The 13,701-nt window shown below is 70.5% G+C and carries 12 protein-coding genes; 3 read left to right on the forward strand and 9 right to left on the reverse strand.

Annotated elements, in window-relative coordinates:
• Nucleotides 1-46: 46 nt before the first annotated feature.
• From trxA to murJ, 6 genes are all read right to left on the reverse strand, one after another.
• Nucleotides 47-370, reverse strand: a complete 324-nt coding sequence (trxA, locus tag ACLJN9_RS08860) for a thioredoxin (RefSeq protein WP_410810623.1) — start codon at nt 368-370, stop codon at nt 47-49.
• A gap of 19 nt (nt 371-389) precedes the next feature.
• Entirely contained in the window at nt 390-1,340 is a 951-nt protein-coding gene (trxB, locus tag ACLJN9_RS08865) for a thioredoxin-disulfide reductase (protein ID WP_410810624.1), read from the reverse strand.
• A 180-nt stretch (nt 1,341-1,520) separates the two neighbouring features.
• Nucleotides 1,521-2,534 carry a hypothetical protein gene (locus ACLJN9_RS08870; RefSeq protein WP_410810625.1) on the reverse strand — a complete coding sequence of 338 codons (1,014 nt, stop codon included), beginning with the start codon at nt 2,532-2,534 and terminating at the stop codon, nt 1,521-1,523.
• The gene (gene sigM / locus ACLJN9_RS08875; RefSeq protein WP_410810626.1) at nt 2,531-3,247 is read right to left on the reverse strand and encodes an RNA polymerase sigma factor SigM; all 717 of its coding nucleotides are present in this window, start codon (nt 3,245-3,247) and stop codon (nt 2,531-2,533) included. The genes ACLJN9_RS08870 and sigM overlap by 4 nt, the downstream gene beginning before the upstream one ends.
• Nucleotides 3,248-3,290: 43 nt before the next feature.
• Nucleotides 3,291-4,889 carry a protein kinase family protein gene (locus tag ACLJN9_RS08880; protein WP_410810627.1) on the reverse strand — a complete coding sequence of 533 codons (1,599 nt, stop codon included), beginning with the start codon at nt 4,887-4,889 and terminating at the stop codon, nt 3,291-3,293.
• Between the two features lie 444 nt (nt 4,890-5,333).
• Entirely contained in the window at nt 5,334-7,073 is a 1,740-nt protein-coding gene (murJ, locus tag ACLJN9_RS08885) for a murein biosynthesis integral membrane protein MurJ (RefSeq protein ID WP_410810628.1), read from the reverse strand.
• 126 nt (nt 7,074-7,199) lie between these two features.
• Here murJ and ACLJN9_RS08890 point away from each other — a divergent pair, with 126 nt between their 5' ends.
• Complete coding sequence (locus ACLJN9_RS08890) at nt 7,200-8,660, forward strand: CCA tRNA nucleotidyltransferase (protein ID WP_410810629.1); 1,461 nt, start codon at nt 7,200-7,202, stop codon at nt 8,658-8,660.
• A gap of 70 nt (nt 8,661-8,730) precedes the next feature.
• Here ACLJN9_RS08890 and ACLJN9_RS08895 read toward each other — a convergent pair whose 3' ends face one another.
• Both ACLJN9_RS08895 and ACLJN9_RS08900 read right to left on the reverse strand, forming a co-directional pair.
• Complete coding sequence (locus tag ACLJN9_RS08895) at nt 8,731-10,266, reverse strand: flotillin family protein (protein ID WP_410810630.1); 1,536 nt, start codon at nt 10,264-10,266, stop codon at nt 8,731-8,733.
• A 27-nt stretch (nt 10,267-10,293) separates the two neighbouring features.
• Nucleotides 10,294-10,815: a hypothetical protein gene (locus tag ACLJN9_RS08900; RefSeq protein ID WP_410810808.1), complete on the reverse strand. Its 522-nt coding sequence runs from the start codon at nt 10,813-10,815 to the stop codon at nt 10,294-10,296.
• Nucleotides 10,816-10,975: 160 nt separating this feature from the next.
• On the opposite strand from ACLJN9_RS08900, the gene ACLJN9_RS08905 reads away from it, so the two are divergent.
• Both ACLJN9_RS08905 and ACLJN9_RS08910 read left to right on the forward strand, forming a co-directional pair.
• Nucleotides 10,976-11,455, forward strand: coding sequence for a methylated-DNA--[protein]-cysteine S-methyltransferase (locus tag ACLJN9_RS08905; protein ID WP_410810631.1), 480 nt, complete (start codon nt 10,976-10,978; stop codon nt 11,453-11,455).
• Nucleotides 11,456-11,565: 110 nt separating this feature from the next.
• Nucleotides 11,566-12,513 carry a hypothetical protein gene (locus tag ACLJN9_RS08910; RefSeq protein ID WP_410810632.1) on the forward strand — a complete coding sequence of 316 codons (948 nt, stop codon included), beginning with the start codon at nt 11,566-11,568 and terminating at the stop codon, nt 12,511-12,513.
• Between the two features lie 93 nt (nt 12,514-12,606).
• Here the strand turns inward: ACLJN9_RS08910 and ACLJN9_RS08915 are convergent, their stop codons facing one another.
• Nucleotides 12,607-13,686 (reverse strand): inositol-3-phosphate synthase, encoded by a 1,080-nt coding sequence (locus ACLJN9_RS08915; RefSeq protein WP_410810633.1) that lies wholly within the window; start codon nt 13,684-13,686, stop codon nt 12,607-12,609.
• Between the last annotated feature and the right edge of the window lie 15 nt (nt 13,687-13,701).

Below are 13,701 nucleotides of genomic sequence, written 5' to 3' on the forward strand. Positions count from 1 at the left end.
CGCACCCGATGACCGGGTACGGGGTGCGCTGTGACGTTCCTGCTGGTCAGAGAGCCGACTGGATGAGCTTGACCAGCTCGCCCTTCGGCTTGGCGCCGGCGATCGACTGCACCGGCTGGCCGTTCTTGAACACCGTGAGCGTCGGCACCGACATCACCCGGTAGGCCCGAGCGGTCTCCGGGTTCTCGTCGATGTTGAGCTTGACGATGGTGACCTGGCCAGCCATCTCGCCCGCGATCTCCTCGAGCAGGGGCGACACCTTGCGGCACGGCCCGCACCACTCGGCCCAGAAGTCCACGAGAACCGGCTTGTCGGCCTGCAGCACGTCAGCGACGAAGCTAGCGTCGGTGACCGCCTTGGTATTTCCCACTATGTGCCCCTTTCGGTTGTCAGCTGAGCGTCGCGATGAACCGCTCGGCGTCGAGCGCGGCGGCACAGCCGGTGCCGGCCGCGGTGATCGCCTGACGGTAGGTGTGGTCGACCAGGTCACCAGCGGCGAAGACACCGGGCACGCTCGTCCGGGTGCTGGGCGCCTCGACCTTCACGTAGCCCTCGTCGTCCATCTGGACCTGGCCGCGGAAGAGCTCACTGCGAGGGTCGTGGCCGATGGCCACGAAAACGCCTGTCACGTCCATCACCTTGGTGTCGCCGGTGTGCACGTTGCGGACCCGTACGCCGGTGACCTTGCCATCGGCACCGAGGATCTCCTCGACGGCGCTGTTCCACTCGACCTTGATCTTCTCGTTGCCCAGCGCCCGGTCGGCCATGATCTTGCTGGCGCGGAAGGAGTCGCGCCGGTGGATGATCGTGACCGAGTCGGCGAAGCGGGTGAGGAAGCTGGCCTCCTCCATCGCCGAGTCGCCGCCGCCGACGACCACGATGTGCTGGTTGCGGAAGAAGAACCCGTCACAGGTGGCGCAGGAGGAGACACCGTGGCCGAGGAACTCCTGCTCACCCGGCACGCCCAGCGGACGCCAGGCCGAACCGGTGGAGAGGATGACGGCGCGGGCCCGGTAGGTGGTCTCGCCGACCCAGACGGTGCTCACCGCTTCGGCGCCGGCGTCGCCGGTGTCCGCCAGCTCCACCCGGGTCACGTCGTCGGTGAGGAACTCGGCACCGAACCGCTCGGCCTGCTTACGCATGTTGTCCATCAGCTCGGGGCCGAGGATGCCGTCGGCGAACCCGGGGAAGTTCTCCACCTCGGTCGTGGTCATCAGAGCGCCACCCGACTGCACGCCCTCGATGATCAGCGGCTTCAGGTTGGCGCGCGCGGCGTAGACGGCCGCCGTGTAACCGGCCGGCCCGGAGCCGATGATGATCAGGTTGCGGACCTCGTCCACTGCCGTCTCCCGAGTTGTGTGTATTCGACGTCGGCGCGCACCGATGCCGACCCAAGTCCGGCGCCCTGGGTGGTCGCCGAAACTGACTTCCAGAACGCCATCGTACGAACCGGGGATTCCCGGGACGGGCATCCGGTGGGTCAGGTCACGTAGAAGGTCATCGCGCCGGTGACCGTGGATTCACCCTACCCGCGCCGAATACCGGCTGTCCGAGCCGGACCCGGGGACGCCGCACTCCGGGCCGCTCACCCAGGCCCAGCGGAGCCCGGCCGAATCGGTGAACCGGATCACCAGCGCGGGCTCGCCCCGGAACTCCGCGTAGTCGATCACCTGGACCACCAGCGGAGCTGATCCGTGTTCGGCCGCCACGTCGGCCAGGCAGCTGGTCAACGCGGCTTCGTCGGTCAACCGGGCCAGCTGGTCCAGACCACTCGGCGAGGGCCGACGGCCACCGTCGGCGTCCACCCCGGGCTGCCCGCCGGGGGCACTGCTGACCCCCTGACGATCAGGCGGCCCCGTCGTGACCCCACCGAGCGTCTGCGGCGTGTAGTCCGTACCGCTGCGCAGTGGGGGCCCGGTCGTGCGCACGGCACCGGCCGCAGCCGCGTCCTCGGGTGCGCTCGCCGGCTGGTTCAGGGCGGTGCTGCCGGCGGTGTCCGAGGCGCTCCTCGACAGCTGGCTCAGGCCGAACCCGGCCGCCAGAACGGCGACCACCGCGACCGCCACCGCCGGTGCCCCACGCCGGGCCCAGCGTCGCCCACGGCGACCCGGACCGGTGGCCGTGCCGCGCCCCGACTCGGCGGGGCCGGTGGCCGGGCGGCCGGGAGCGCTGCCGCCCTGCGCCGGAACGACCACCCGCGCGGCACTGCCGGCATCCGACCCGCCCCTGGACGTGCCACCGGTGGCGTCCTGGCCCGTCGAGGTGCCGTCGCGCACCGGGTCAGCCGCAGCCAGCGCGGCGGCGAGTCGTTCGGCGACCGCGGACGGCACCTCCGGTGCGGCTTCGGTCAGACGGCCGAGATCAGCGCGGACCGCCGTCACCGCCGTGGCCAGCAGCGCGTACGCCTGGGCCCAGCCCGGGTCCGCGTCCACCAGGCGGGCCACCTCCGACTGCTGCGGCGTGCCGTCCAACGCCCCGCCGAGGTAGTCAGCGAGCAGGTCGTCGTCGACCTCCCTGAACTCCTCGGTGGTCACGTGTCCTCCTGATTGGCGTCCCGCCGGTACCGACCCGGCCCTGATCCGACGCCCTCCGCCGGACGGGGGTTCCCCGGCGTGACGGCGGGCACGTCCGCTCCCGGCTCTGTTCCGGGGTCGGCCGATGGCGTCCCCGCCCCGGCGGCGGGACGCAGATGCCCGAGCAGCACCGCCAGCCGGGCCCGGCCCCGGGCGCAGCGGCTCTTCACCGTCCCCTCGGCGACACCGAGGATGCGGGCCACCTCGGCGACGGGGTAGCCCTGGACGTCCACCAGCACCAGGGCTGCCCGCTGCTCGAAGGGCAGTGCGGCGAGGGCCTCACGGACCACCAACGCGGTGTCCTGGTCGTGCGCAGGCGCGGCGGGCTCCACGCCTCCGGTTCCCGAGGCGTCGCCGATGCGGTTGCCGTCGGGCAGCGGAACGGTGGGATGCGCCTGCCGGCGACGGATCCGGTCCAGACAGGCGTTCACCACGATGCGGTGCAGCCAGGTGGTGACGGCGGAATCGCCCCGGAATCTGCCGGCGGCCCGGTGCGCCGACAGCAGCGCGTCCTGGAGGGCGTCGGCGGCCTCCTCCCGGTCGCCGATCGTCCGCAGGGCCACCGCCCAGAGCCGATCCCGGTGCCGCTGGAACAGCACCGCGAAGGCGTCCCGGTCGCCTGCGGCGTGGGCGCGCAGCAGCTCCAGGTCCGTTGCGGCGTCGCGCCCGTCCATCAGCACGTCCAGCGGATGAGGCGTCCGATCCGTGGTGCTCGGCTCACGTCCCCTGGACCGTGATCTCCTGGATGTCGACCTGGAAACCTCGGTCGCTGGCCGGCAGCTCGGTAACCCAGAACAGCAGGTACTGGTATTTCTGGTCGGCGCCGAAACCATTGAAGGCCATTGTGGTGCCGTCGTGATCCTTCAACACACCGATCTCGGTCTTGTAGCTCGCCACCAGCTGCTTGTCCCCATTGGAGGTGGACGGGAAGCCGGCGCTGCCGGCGAGCAGCTGCGCGGTGGCGCCCTGACTGGAGAGCACAGCCTGCACCGACTTGACCGTGTGCGGCGAGCCCAGGTCCAGCAAGACCCCCATGCCGGACTTCCGGTTGCCGAACTTGGCCGTGGTGTACGTGTCGGTGCCCCAGCCCTTGTCCGAGTCGCCGTCGGTGATCTTGTCGGCACCGGCGAGCTCGTCCCGCTTACCGTCCGGGTCGATGATCCGGACAGTCTGCACGCGGAGGTTCCGCAGGGTGACGGCGGCCGGGGTGGCCTCGCCGGCAGGGGCGTTGGAGGTGGGCGCGGCCGCAGGGTTGTTCTGTGGCTTCTTGTCGTCGCCGTTCAACGCGCTGATGCCGATCAGCAGACCGACCAGGGCGACCGCCAGGAGGCCGGCGATGCCCACGGCGACCTTGCGACCGCCCGCCGCGGCCAGCGGCGAGGGCTCTTCCTCGGTGTCGGCGGCGAACCGCAGCGGCCCGCTGTTCTCCAGGTAGTGCTCGTCCTCTGCCGGCACGTCCAGCCGGGCCAGTTCGGCAGCGAGCACGTCCGAGGAGGGCGGCGCGATCTCGGCGTCGAGCAGGTCCATGGTCAGGTCGTCCAGGTACGCGGGCACGCCGGCCCGGACCTGACGGGGTGCGGCGATGCCGCCGCCAGCGTCCCGGACGGCGTCCGGAATGGCGGCCCGGCCATGGCCGGCGGTGGCTCCGTGCAGCGGTGCCTCCGAGTGCGGCCAGTGGCCGGTCAGGGCGAAGTAGAGGACGCCGCCGACCGCCCGGATGTCGTTCTCCTGGCTGTCGGCGCCGTCGGTGCGCGCGTCGGCCAGCACGACACGGCCCTCGTCGCTGATCATCACCGTGCCGGGGTGGACGTTGCCGTGCACCATCCCCGTGGCGTGCACGGCGGCGAGGGCACTGGCGACGGCGTTGCCGATCGCAGTGGCCCGGGCCGGGTCCAGGGGACCCTCGGCCGCCAGGTCGCGCAGGGACTGCCCGTCGACCCACTCGCGCACCACGTACGCCCGCTCGGCCTCGTCGATCGCGTCGTACACGCCGACCAGGTTGGGGTGGATCACCCGGCTGGCCGCGACGGCGGCCTGGAGCATCTCGGTGGCGGAGTCGCCACCCGGGTAGCGCAGCACCACCGCGACGGGTCGGCGCAGGATGACATCGACCCCGCGCCAGACCAGCCGACCCGCGCTGTCGTTGTTGATGTGCTCGACCAACTCGTACCGCTCGGCGAGAATTTCACCGGCCGTGGGAGCACCGAAGGTCATGACCGGCGGAGCGCTCTCGTCCGCCTCCTGACCCTCGCCGACCTGGGTCACCCGTCCTCCCTCGGTGATCGTGTCGATCGATGGACCCGAACTGCTGGGCATGTGGCTTCCCGCTCTGCCGTCGAAGGAACCGGCCGACCGGTGTCGACGCGCAGCGTCGGCGCCTGCCGTACCCGTCGAGAGCGACCTTACCTGGGTTGCCCGTATCCCCGACATGTCATCTTCCCGCCGCAGCCGGCGCAGGTGCCGTATGTCGGGGAAGTCGTCCGGTTACGACCAGTCTCGGCCACGTTGCTGGCACATGTACCGACCAATCTACGGCTTCACCGCAAGCGGCTGAAGCCCGGGGCTGGGGCACGGTGACGCCTTCGCTCACCACCATCTTCCCCCCGATCGGGCCGCCACGCTCAGCCGTACGGTTGGTTGTCCACAGGACGATCCGGTGTCTGACCGGCGAATCGCGGAGTTATCCACAGGCGCATCCCCAGGTTGGTGATCCGCGACTACCGTCCGTGTGGGCTGTGGCGGGGGTGTGGGCGGTTGCGGTCAGCGACCGAGTCGGCGGCGGACCATGCCGACCACCTCGGTGATCTCCCCGATCCGCAGTGCCATGGCCAGCCCGAGGTACGACCCGCCGATCACCGCCCCGCCGACGATCAACTGGATCGCCGCCTCGGTCCAGCTCGGCGTGTCGTCGCCCGGCAGAACGCTGATCACCAGCCAACCGACAAGTGCCGCGCCGAGCCCGGCGATCACGACCCGGCCGAGGGTGCGCATGATGGCGCCCAGGCCGATGCGGCCGACCCGCGGGCGGAGCAACCAGGCGGAGGCGACCGCCGCAGCCAGGTAGGAGACCGCGTTGCCGATCATCATCCCGGCCGCCGCGAAGTTTGCGGCGAAGGCGACGAACAGCACGACCTGCACACCGACCCGCAGCGCCACCACCGGAATGTTGATCAGGGCCGGGGTGCGGGTGTCCGGTAGCGCGTAGAAGGCGAAGGTGAAGAGCTGGCTGATCGCGAACGGCACCAGGGCGATCGCGGCAGCCAGCAGCACGGTCGACGTGGCCGTCGCGTTCTCGGCGCTGAAGGCACCGTACCGGAACACCACCACGGAGATCGGGGTCGAGAGCACCGCGTAGCAGACCGCGATGGGTGCGAGCACCGCCGTCACCATCCGGACGCCCCGGGAGAGGTCGGCGGTGACATCGTGGAACCGGCCGTCCGCCGCGGCGGCGGCCATCCTGGGCATCAGCGCCGTGATGATCGAGACGGCGATGATGCCGTGCGCCATCATCAGCAGCAGGAAGACGTTGTTGTAGATGAGGATGCCGGCCTGGTCCTCGCCCGCTGCCCGGGTGAGGAGGTTGACCACCACGAAGAGACCGAGCTGGTTGACGGCCACGTAGCAGAACATCCAGGCACCGAGTTGGGCCAGCTCGCGCAACCCCAGCTTGCGAAAGTCGAACCGCCACCGCCACCGGAAGCCGACCTTGCGCAGCGCCGGCAGCAGACCGGCGGTCTGCACCGCCACGCCGAGCAGGGTGCCGCCACCGACCAGCAGGATCCGGCCGGTGCCCATCTCCGACGGCTGCAGCCCCTTCGCTCCGTAGACCAGGATGTAGAGACCGAAGACGCCGATCACCACCAGGTTGTTGAGGATGGGAGCCCACATCGGCGCGGCGAAGTGGCCCCGGGTGTTCAGCACCGCGGCGATCAGCGCACTGAAGCCGGTGAAGAACAGCATCGGCAGGATCAGCCACGACAGGTGCGTGATCAGATCGGTGTAGGCCTCGTCCTTGCCGCTGGCATAGATGGCGGTCAGCCAGGACGCCGATGCCACGGCGATCAGGGCCGCGGCGGCCAGCGCCAGCACCGCGAGGGTGAGCAGCCGTTGGGCGTACGCCTCGCCCCGGTCCGCGTCGCTCTTGCGGCGTCGGACCAGCACCGGGATCAGCACGCTGGTCAGGACCCCGCCGAGGAGGAACTCGTACACCTGGTTGGGGAGGAATATGGCGGTCGTGTAGGCGTTGCCGATCAGGTTGCCGAGGGCGGCGCCGATCATCAGATTCCGGATGAACCCGGTGCCCCGGCTCACCAGACTGCCGACCGCCATGACCGCGCTGTTCGCAGCGGCGCTGGTTTCGGCGACGATCTCCGGCGGTGGTGCCGTGGCCTCCACGCCAGGCTGGTTCAGCGGCTCCGCGGAGATGAAGACCGCCCCGTCAGCCGGCGGCACGTTACCGTCCGGCGTGGCGTTAGCGCTGCGGTAGAGCCCGCCGCTCATCTCCAGCCTCCCAGGGGTACGTCGAGCCGGGCACCGACCCGCACGTCACAGACCATAGTCAACCGCTACCCGTTACCCGCGCCCAGCGGATGGGATGCGGACCACGCCCGATAGGCTGGCGGTCCCATGTTCGAAGCCTCCACTCCCCATGCCGCCGACCGCCGCGAACTCACCGCCGCGCAGCGCAGCGCCGTCGCCGAACTGCTCCGGGTCTCCCCGGTCGCCGACGAGCTGGGCCGCCGGTTCGTCCGCGCTGGTCACGAGTTGCACCTGGTGGGCGGTTCGGTACGCGACGCGCTGCTCGGCCGGCTCGGCGACGACCTGGACTTCTGCACCGACGCGCACCCGGACGAGACGCTGCGGATCATCAAGGGCTGGGCCGAGTCGATCTGGGAGACCGGCCGGGAGTTCGGCACGATCGGCGCGCAGCGCGACGGCCTCCGGTTGGAGATCACCACCTACCGCGCCGAGTCGTACGACCAGGTCAGCCGCAACCCGGTGGTGGTGTACGGCACCAGCCTCTCGGAGGACCTGAAGCGGCGCGACTTCACCATCAACGCGATGGCGGTCAGCCTGCCGGAGCACCGGTTCACCGACCCGCACGGCGGGTTGGACGATCTCTCCGCCAGGGTGATCCGCACCCCGAGCGCCCCCAGCGAGTCCTTCGGTGACGACCCGCTGCGGATGTTGCGGGCCGCCCGGTTCGCCGCGCAGCTGCGTTTCGCCGTGCACCCGGACGTGCACGCGGCGATGGGCCGGATGGCCGCCGACCTGGACCGGATCACCGCCGAGCGGATCCGCGACGAGTTCACCAAGCTGCTCTGCGGGGCCGACCCGGTCACCGGGTTGCGACTGCTGGTCGACAGCGGGCTGGCCGAGCGGTTCCTTCCGGAGCTGACCGGGCTGAAGCTGGAGATCGACGAGCACGCCCAGCACAAGGACGTCTACGAGCACACGCTGACGGTCGTCGAGAACGCGGTCTCCTTCGAGGCGGAGGGCTGCGACTTCATCCTGCGGATGGCCGCCCTCATGCACGACGTGGGCAAGCCGGCGACCAAGGCGGCCGCGCCCGACGGGCGGGTCAGCTTCCACCACCACGAGGTGGTCGGCGCCCGGTTGACCAAGGCCCGCATGAAGGCGATGCGCTACCCCAAGGACGTCACCGCGCAGGTGACCGCGCTGGTCGCGCTGCACCTGCGCTTCTACGGGTACGGGCGCGGCGAGTGGACCGACTCGGCGGTGCGCCGCTACGTCGCGGACGCCGGTGACCTGCTGACCCGGCTGCACAAGCTGACCCGCTCGGACTGCACCACCCGCAACCGGCGCAAAGCCGCCCAACTCGCGGCCGACTACGACGCGCTGGAGGACCGGATCGCCCGGATCGCCAGCGCGGAGGATCTCGCCCGGGTCCGTCCCGACCTCGATGGCAACGCGATCATGGAGCTGCTCGGCGTACCGCCGGGGCCGGTGGTGGGGCGGGCCTGGAAGCATCTCAAGGAGCAGCGCCTGGAGCACGGGCCGCTGGACCGCGACGCCGCCGAGGCGGAGCTGCTGCGCTGGGCCCGCGCGGAGGGTCTGATCACGTAGCTCGCCGGCTCCCGTACGGCGACGGGCACCACCCCCGGCTTCCGGCGGCGGCGCCCGTCAGCGTCCGGGGTCAGCGAGTCTCGACGGCCGTCCCGTCCACGGCCGTGGTGCCCCTGCCGCCGGAGGTGCCGTTGCCGGCGGTGGTGGACGATGAGCTGAGCCGGGCCAGCAGGCCGGCCAGGTCGATCCCGGTCAGGTCGCTGCCGAGCTGGAGCCCCTGGGCCACGTTGCCGGCCACGGACCTGGTCAGCGACGACGCGCCGTCGGTGGAGATGACGGTCATCTTGTCGATCGCACCGATGGGGGCGCTGGCCGCCTCGACCACCTGCGGCAGGACCTTGACCAGCAGATCCAGCACCGCCGCCTCCCCGTACGCGGCGAACGCCTCGGCCTTGCGCGCCATCGCCTCGGCCTCGGCCTGCCCCCGGGCCAGGATGGCCGCGGCCTCGGCCGTGCCCTCCCGCTCGACCGCCTCGGCGATGGCGGAGCGCCGACGCTGCTCGGCCTCACCCTCCTTGGCGCCCTCGATCGCGTTCGCCTCGGCCAGCGCGGCCCGCCGGGCCCGCTCGCCCTCACCGGTCAGCCGGGCCTGCTCGGCGACGGCCTGCGCGGCGGCGATCACGGCCTGCCGCTGCGCGTCGGCGTTCAGCACCGCGGCGTTGCGCGCAGCCTCGGCCTCCTGTTCCACCTTGTACCGGGCCGCGTCGGCCGGCTTGCGCACCTCGGTGTCGAGCTGGCGCTGCTTGAGCTCGGCGTTACGCTCGGCCACCTTCTGCTGCTCGGACAGGATCGCCTGGTCGCGTTCGGCCTGGGCGAGTGGCCCAGCCGCCGCGGACTTCGCCTTCGCGGCGTCGATCTCCGCCTGGATGCCGGCCTGCTTGAGGGACAGGTTCCGGTTCGCCTCGGCGATGGCCTCCTCGGCGAGCAGCCGCTCCTGCTCGGCGTGCTGCCGGGCGCGTGCCTCGGCGATGGCCGCGTCCTTGAGCACCCGGGCCGCCTCGGGCCGCCCCAGGTCCTGCAGGTACGAGCCTTCGGCGAGGATGTCCTGCAACTGGAAGGTGTCCAGCACGAGACCCTGGTTGGTCATCGAGTGCTCGGCCTCCTCGGCGACCGCGCTGGCGAACGCCGCCCGGTCCCGGATCACCTCCTCGACGGTGAGCCGGCCGACGATCGAGCGCAGCGCGCCAGCCAGCACCTCCCGGGTGAAGTTGTCGATCTCGTCCTGTTGGTGCAGGAACCGCTGCGCGGCGGCCCGGATCGCGTCCTCGGTCCCGCCGACCTTGACGATCGCCACGCCGTGCAGGTCGGTGCGGATGCCCTGCTTGCTGACCGCGCCCCGGATGCCGACGTCGATCCGTCGGCTGGACAGGTCGAGCGACTGCAGTTTCTGCACCACGGGCAGCACGAAGACCGACGCGCCCAGCACGACCTTCTGACCCGACATGTCGGTCGACCGCGCGCCGTCGGCGGTCTGGGTGGTGCGGCCCTTGCGGCCGGTGACGATGAACGCCTCGTTCGGCCCGGCCACCTTGATCCGGGACAGCACGAAGATCACCAGGATGAGTACGAGGAGTACCGCGCCGCCGATGGCGATTAACAGGGGCATGTCCAGTCCCGTCTAGGAAGGAGGAGTTCAGTAGGTTTCGACCTGCACGCTGGTCTCGCTGAGCGCCTGCACGACGAAGACCTGGGCGCCGAGTGGGATCGGCTGGTCGGCGCGGGCGTTGAGCTTGACCGGCTGGCCGGCGACGCGTACCCGAACCTCGCCGTAGCCGCCGACCGGCACCGGTGTGACGACCAGGCCGAGCGCGCCGACCAGGTCGTCGCGGGTGGGGGTGGGATCGGTGCGCATGTTCCGCGCCGCCCGGCTCAGCCGGGACGCCAACCAGGCGGTGGGCACGGCGGCGAGCAGGCCGCCGGCCGCCGCGCCCGCGATCATGCCAGGGGTACGCGCGCCAACCAGTTCGTTGACGATGGCCCCGCCGAACCCGAACGCCCCGGCGAAGCCGGCGACCGTCTCGATCGATATCGGCCCGTCCACGTCGGCGTGCCCGAACTGGAGCAGCTCGGTGCCGAGCAGGGCGAGCGCCAGCACACCGACACCCGCACCACCGATGATCAGAAAAATGAGCGTCCCCGTGGCCACGACCTGCACGGTATCGACGTCACGCAACGTCCGACGGCTGGCCGGCAGGCGAGATCGATCTCCTGGTCGACCCGTTCCGCAGGGACACCGCTCGGGCGTGGACCGGCGTGCGGCGGGACGGCGGTGGTCGGGGTGTGGCCACCTCGCCCGGTGCGGGGACAATGGATGGATGCGCTGGACCGTGCTCGACTCACCGATTGGTGAATTCTCCGTGGCCAGCGACGGTGTGACCGTCTGCGGCACGCACTTCGGTCGGGTCGACACGGCGGCCGACGAACCCGACCACGCCGTGTCCCGGCAGGCCGTCGCCGAACTGCGGGCGTACTTCGCCGGTGAGTTGACCGGGTTCACCGTCCCGGTGTCGATTCCTCGCGGCTCGGACTTCGAGCGGGCGGTGTGGCGTGAGATGACCCTGATTCCGTACGGCGAGACCCGGACCTACGGTGAGGTGGCGCGGCGGGTCGGTGACCCCGGGGCGGCCCGGGCGGTGGGCGTGGCCTGCAACCGGAACCCGATCCCGGTGATCGTCCCCTGCCACCGCATCGTCGGCGCCGGCGGCCGGCTGGTCGGCTTCGGGGGCGGCCTGCCGCGCAAGGTGCACCTGTTGGAGTTGGAGGCCCGCGTGGCCCTGCAGCAGGCGTGGTCCTGACCGAACCGTCGAATTGAATCAGTCTCGGTTATCGACCGATCGGTCGATGTGGACGCCGTGCCGCAACCGTCATGATCGGGCGTCATTTCACCAACTCTTGCGGGGGACCGATGACCGACAACGATGACAAGACCGTCAACCGCCGCCGGCTGCTGCGCCGCGCGGGCACCGTCGCCGCCGGCGTCGCCGGCACCACCGTGGTGGGTGCCGCCATCGCAGGCCCGGCCCAGGCCGACCAGGGCCAGCCGGTGCTCCAGGGCGTTCTGAACTCCGCCGGTAACTCCAACACGACACTGAGCAGCACGTCGGCCGGACCGACCCTGCGGTTGGCGAACACGAACAAGAGCACCAACCCGGACGGCGTGGAGTTCTCCGGCCCGGCGCTGCACCTGACTCCGAGCGGGGACTACCTGAACGACCAGTCTCCGGTCGGCTCGTTGGGCGTGGACAAGTACGGCAACTTCCAGGTCGTCTCCGCGCAGTACCAGGGCGAAGCGTTCGTCGACTTCGTGCACACCACCGGCAACTCGAACCAGATCGTCCCGATCGTGCCCCAGCGGCTCGTCGACACCCGGGCGGCGAACACGCGTACCCGGATCATCAACGCCTCGTCGAACCTGGACAGCTCGGGTCGACTGCGCGACGGAAAGACCATCCACATCGACCTGAGCGACTTCGTCTTCTTCGGTGACGCCCTCTTCGGCAACCTCACCGTGACCACCGCGGTCGCCAGCGGCTTCGTGCAGATCTTCCCGTTCAACACCCCGCGCCCGGCGAACTTCTCGACGATCAACTACCTGCCGAACCAGGTGATCTCGAACTCGTTCGTGGCGGGCATCGGCAGCAATGCAACGGATGTGACTGACGCCATCTCCGTCTACGCCGCCCGGACCACCCACATCATCATCGACGTGGTGGCGTTCGTGGTCGGCGTCGGTTCGGTCAACCCGGGCATCCTGCCTTCTGCCGCTGGCGCGACGGCGCGCGGCGAGTCGCCTGAGCAGCGTAAGGCGAAGCGGGCGGCCGCAGCCAAGCAGGGCACGCCGAGCTGGAAGTAGATTCGCCGCCGTACCCCGGTGACGAAGCACTGAACGCGGCGAGGGCCGGGTCCGTTCGGACCCGGCCCTCGGCCGTGGGTGAAGCTCAGCGGATCAGCGCTCGACCTCACCGGCGATGAACTCCTCGACGGCCTGGTGGGCGTCGTGGTCGGCGTACTGCACGGGCGGGGACTTCATGAAGTACGACGAGGCCGACAGGATCGGGCCGCCGATCTTCCGGTCCAGCGCGATCTTCGCGGCCCGGACCGCGTCGATGATGACGCCGGCCGAGTTCGGAGAATCCCACACCTCGAGCTTGAGCTCGGCGTTGAGCGGGGTGTCACCGAACGAGCGGCCCTCCAGGCGGATGTACGCCCACTTGCGGTCGTCCAGCCACGGCACGTGGTCCGACGGGCCGATGTGCACGTCGCTCTTGCTCATCTCGTGCGGGATCTGCGAGGTGACCGACTGGGTCTTCGAGATCTTCTTCGAGACCAGCCGCTTACGCTCCAGCATGTTCATGAAGTCCATGTTGCCGCCGAAGTTGAGCTGGTAGGTGCGCAGCAGCTCGACGCCACGGTCCTCGAAGAGCTTCGCCAGCGCGCGGTGCACGATGGTGGCGCCGACCTGGCTCTTGATGTCGTCACCGACGATCGGCAGGCCAGCGTCGGTGAACTTCTGCGCCCACTCCGGGTCGGAGGCGATGAAGACCGGCAGGGCGTTGACGAACGCGCAACCAGCGTCGATCGCCGCCTGGGCGTAGAACTTGGCAGCCTGCTCGGAGCCGACGGGCAGGTAGCAGACGACGACGTCGACCTGCGAGTCGCGCAGCGCCTGCGCCACGTCGACCTCGGTGGCGTCGGACTCCTCGACGATCTCACGGTAGTACTGGCCCAGACCGTCGAAGGTCGGGCCGCGCTGCACGCTGACGCCGGTCGGCGGCACGTCGCAGAGCTTGATGGTGTTGTTCTCGCTGGCGACGATCGCCTCCGCGAGGTCCATGCCCACCTTCTTGGCGTCCACGTCGAACGCCGCGACAAACTCCACGTCGGAGACGTGGTAATCGCCGAAGGCGACGTGCATGAGACCCGGGACGCGGTCGTTCGGGTCGGCCTTCCGGTAGTACTCGACGCCCTGAACCAGGGACGAGGCGCAGTTACCCACACCGACGATGGCGACGCGGACGGAGCCCATAGCGTCTGCCTCCTT

The organism is Micromonospora sp. 067-2 (assembly GCF_046549295.1).
GTDB lineage: Bacteria > Actinomycetota > Actinomycetes > Mycobacteriales > Micromonosporaceae > Micromonospora.

What these genes read in the sequence shown, in the direction of transcription:
- ACLJN9_RS08905 (WP_410810631.1), top strand. Translation starts at nt 10,976, where the DNA reads ATGCGCTGGACCGTGCTCGACTCACCGATTGGTGAATTCTCCGTGGCC.
- sigM (WP_410810626.1), bottom strand. Translation starts at nt 3,247, where the DNA reads ATGGACGGGCGCGACGCCGCAACGGACCTGGAGCTGCTGCGCGCCCAC.
- ACLJN9_RS08910 (WP_410810632.1), top strand. Translation starts at nt 11,566, where the DNA reads ATGACCGACAACGATGACAAGACCGTCAACCGCCGCCGGCTGCTGCGC.
- ACLJN9_RS08880 (WP_410810627.1), bottom strand. Translation starts at nt 4,889, where the DNA reads ATGCCCAGCAGTTCGGGTCCATCGATCGACACGATCACCGAGGGAGGA.
- ACLJN9_RS08915 (WP_410810633.1), bottom strand. Translation starts at nt 13,686, where the DNA reads ATGGGCTCCGTCCGCGTCGCCATCGTCGGTGTGGGTAACTGCGCCTCG.
- murJ (WP_410810628.1), bottom strand. Translation starts at nt 7,073, where the DNA reads ATGAGCGGCGGGCTCTACCGCAGCGCTAACGCCACGCCGGACGGTAAC.
- ACLJN9_RS08890 (WP_410810629.1), top strand. Translation starts at nt 7,200, where the DNA reads ATGTTCGAAGCCTCCACTCCCCATGCCGCCGACCGCCGCGAACTCACC.
- ACLJN9_RS08895 (WP_410810630.1), bottom strand. Translation starts at nt 10,266, where the DNA reads ATGCCCCTGTTAATCGCCATCGGCGGCGCGGTACTCCTCGTACTCATC.